The sequence below is a fragment of the Porphyromonas sp. oral taxon 278 str. W7784 genome, assembly GCF_000467855.2.
GTDB lineage: Bacteria > Bacteroidota > Bacteroidia > Bacteroidales > Porphyromonadaceae > Porphyromonas.
Window position 1 is genome coordinate 1 of record NZ_KI259245.1, and the last position, 3,660, is coordinate 3,660.

Consider the following 3,660-nt stretch of genomic DNA (forward strand, 5'->3'; position numbering starts at 1 on the left):
TTTGACGACCTACCGTAGGTCGTTTTTTGGGGTGTCCGTAGGGAGGGGGAAGTATGAGTAGAAAGGGGGTGCTGTGCAGGCAGAGGAAATCCAGCCGATAGCCGGCGTCAGATACGGACAAGGCGAAGGGCTAAATAAATAGTCCTTCGCCTTGTCCTTGGCTTGTGTACTAGTCGATACGTTCGACTGAGGAAGCGTGTACGTTTCGGCTGAAGCAGCCTGAGTGACGGGGAGAAGTTAGCCGACCTGTCCGAGCGGAGGGAGGGGCGGAGGACGGCGGGAGAGAGCGGGAAGAAGGGGGGATCAGAAGCGGTGCGACTCACTGCTGGCCTTCTTATTGCTGTAGCTGGCCTTGACCGAATGGAGGCGGTAGGAGACATTCAAGCCAACGCCCGAGAAGTCCCGCGCTTCGATCTCCTGCGCAAAGATGCCTGCCATCCTGCGCGTCCTGTAATGCTTGTTGTCAAGGAAGAGGTTCTGCAGGCTGAGGTCAAAGGTGAAGTTCCCGACCTCCTTGGATAGCATCAGGCTGTAGCTCCACTGAGCAGAGTACTCACTGAAGAGGTGATGCCTTCTACTTGAGTAGCTGGCGTCAGCGTTCACACTCCAGCCCTTCCCCAGCTCTACATAATGGCTTGTCGAGAGCTCCAGCATCGGGCGATCGAAGGTCAAGCCACTGTACTTGAGGAGCTGCTTTTGGAATCCCACCTCGATTGATGGAGAGTACGGACCGAATGAATCACTCCAATCCAGCCCTAGCGAGAGCGTCGAATAGCTGGGGATACTGATCACCCGCTTGAGCACCACGTCGTCCTTAGTCTCGTGGCGGGCTAGCGCTGTGGTCGCCGTATTCCGAATGTAGTTATAGCTGGCGCTGAAGGACAGCGTCTTGTACGTGCCGAGGAGCTGTAGGGCATCATTGGTCTCATTGAGTAGGAAGGGGTTGCCCTGCTGGTAGACGTACTGGTTCTCGATAAGCGTAAAGTTATTCAAGGACGAGTACGCTGGTCGGTTGAGGCTCTTACGATAAGAAAGGGTCGCTCTAAGGTCTTCCCCCGAATAAGACAGCGAGATGCTGGGGCTCAGGAAGTGTGGAGAAGGCTTCTGACGAGCCATACGCACGCCCCCTTGAGTATACGAAGAGGATTCGTATTCGTAGCGTAGACCAGCGTACCACGCCAGGCCCAGCCACTGGGCCCGCACATCGAGGAAGGAGGAGAGGAGTGTCTGCCCATTCTTGACCGTAGAGCCGGAGACATCCGTCGCTATACCCTGCTCCGTCTTCTGGAGCTCATTCCTATTGAAGCTCATCGTCACCTCGGCGCCGTAGCCTAGCTTCACCCCCTTGATGGGTGTCTGGAAGGACAGCATCAGCGAATTCATCGCATAGCGCTGCGTCCCTAGAGTCTTCACAGAGGCCGAAGTACCTACCTCGTCGTATACGGAGGACTTCGTCGCACTCCCCAGAAGGATCTCATCGGTGACATTCACACTCGTCGTCCCTATCTTCCCATTGTAATAGAGGCTAGAAGTGGATTTGTAGGGACGTGAATCGAGTTGGGAGGTATAGGGAGTATTCAGGCGTACGATCCCGCTCTCCTTGTGGATCAGCCCCTCAGAAGCGAAATCGAACTTCACAGCACTCACCTTGAGATTGGTGACAAGGCCTAGGTTCGTCTCCTTAGCTGGGGATATATTCAGACTGAGGCCACCCATGAAGAAGTCACTTCGGTTGGTCATATCCGAGGTGCTGGAGGTCTCCGACAGGCCCCCCCCCTGCATTACGTAGGGCGTAGTAGTCTGTATTCCCGCTGGCCATAGCCGTGTGGCTGTAGCCCGCATTGAGGGTCCAATAAGTCCGGGCGCTAGAGTGAGCGACGTTGACACCGGTATAGGTGCTGAGACGATTCTGAAGGAGGGCGTATTGCGAAGCAGAGAGGCTGGTCATGTCCTGCTTCTTGATCGTCTGGATCTTGATCACCGACTTCGTGGATGCCTTATATTGGGCACCAGGGGTATTGATGACCTCGACACTCGCTATATCTTGGGAGCGTAGGTGCTGGAGGATACTTGCGTCCTGCACCCGCTGACCATCCAGGTAGAGGGTAGCCTCACCACCCGTCCCCAGCACAGAATAGGATCCGCCTGATCCCTGCACGAAGGGTATACGGTTCAGTAGGTTGTCTATCGAACCGCTATTTCTGAGCGAGGGTACTGCCGAGACATTAGCCACGAATGCACCATCCTTAAGCGAGAAGGCCTTGCGCTTAGCTCGAACCGTCACATCCTGTAGCTCTCCGGTGTGCATCGCCAGGATAAGCTCTGCGCCTATCTGAGGGTACAGACTGATCGGTCGAAGTAGCGACTCATACCCGACACAGGTCGCTCGTATCCAGTGGGGCACTTTCCCCTCCTCCATCACAATCGAATAGCGCCCCAGTTCATCGGTGACCCCACCCGCTATGAAGGAGGAGTCCCGAGCTAAGAGGATCACATTGACTAAGGCTAGTGGCGTCTTGTCCTCAGACGATACGACTCGCCCCGAATACCTCACCTGAGCAGTCAGGCCAACCTGCACGAGGAGACAGCCGAGGACGATGGCTAATAAGTGCTTCATACGGCGAATGATTATTTACTTCACATACCTTCCTGTCGCTACGGCATGGCTCTTGGGATCGAACTCCCTCTGGATATAGTACGCTGTCGAAATCATAGCGGAGATGTCGGCTGGTCGCCAAGCGGAGGTGTCGCTGAAAGGAGCTTTGCTATCCCGCCCCTGTAGGACATAGACGATGGCGATATCTCCGAAAGAATCCTTGACGATAACGCGATTCCTCCGCTTGATCACATAGATCCTCCGTAGAAATCCACACACTCCATCCATAGTCGGCACACGCTCCGTTGCGGTATCAAGACCTATGCAGACCCAGCGCCCTGACTCGAAGTTGAGCTGATAGCTATACATATAGCCGACATCACGCTTACTATGAGTGCCCGTGCTCTTCACGAGGATGAAGCTCGGCGAAGCGGCGATGATGGTGTCTTGGGTCGAATGGCATTCCTTGAGAATGGAAGCGATATACGCAGCTCGCTCCTTCGGCAGCGCTTCCTTGTTCAGCGCAAGTTGCTCCTCCTTGAGGTTCAGCACCGAGGTAGACACCTTGAAGACGGGCTGATCAGCGACCTTGATCATGTTGGCGCTTGTGTCGAGCGCTGTTTGTGGGGCAAAGCAGAGCGCCTGCTGAGCACCGCACGAAGCGAGGATGCTCATATATAGGCAAGCACATAAGGCTTGAATAGCGATCTTCTTCATGATGGTATTCTGGGTAGGGTGGTCGGTGGGGGATGGTGGGGTGCTACATGCGGGAGCGGAGCTCTTGGGCACTCTTGCGCTCGGACTTGCCTTGGATGGGAGCTCCGAAGGAGTAGGTCACGCCAAGGTTGAGGGTGAGTCTATTATTCTCGTTGTCTGCGTGCATCTGGGAGTCAGGTGTCGTGATGTCCAGACGGAGATTATTGCGCAGGAGATTGTAGGCGTCGAGAGCAAGGCGGAGCTTCCCTTGGAGGAGCGTGTAGGATAGGCCCGCTCCGCCGGAGATGCTGTGTCCCATATGGAAGCCTCCATCGTAGCTAGGTGTCCGATAGTAGAAGTAGCAGGTC

General features: G+C 55.3%; 3 protein-coding genes and 1 pseudogene. All 4 read right to left on the minus strand.

What is annotated here, in order from left to right; translation table 11 throughout:
• Positions 1-303: 303 nt before the first annotated feature.
• Positions 304-1,740 carry an outer membrane beta-barrel protein gene (locus HMPREF1556_RS08865; RefSeq protein WP_021667529.1) on the minus strand — a complete coding sequence of 479 codons (1,437 nt, stop codon included), beginning with the start codon at positions 1,738-1,740 and terminating at the stop codon, positions 304-306.
• Entirely contained in the window at positions 1,724-2,617 is an 894-nt protein-coding gene (locus HMPREF1556_RS08870; protein ID WP_021667530.1) for a hypothetical protein, read from the minus strand. Before HMPREF1556_RS08870 ends, HMPREF1556_RS08865 begins: the two co-directional genes overlap by 17 nt.
• Before the next feature lie 15 nt (positions 2,618-2,632).
• Positions 2,633-3,313, minus strand: coding sequence for a hypothetical protein (locus HMPREF1556_RS06250; RefSeq protein WP_021667531.1), 681 nt, complete (start codon positions 3,311-3,313; stop codon positions 2,633-2,635).
• A 43-nt stretch (positions 3,314-3,356) separates the two neighbouring features.
• A pseudogene (locus HMPREF1556_RS08735) lies at positions 3,357-3,660 on the minus strand (carboxypeptidase); the annotation flags it as partial.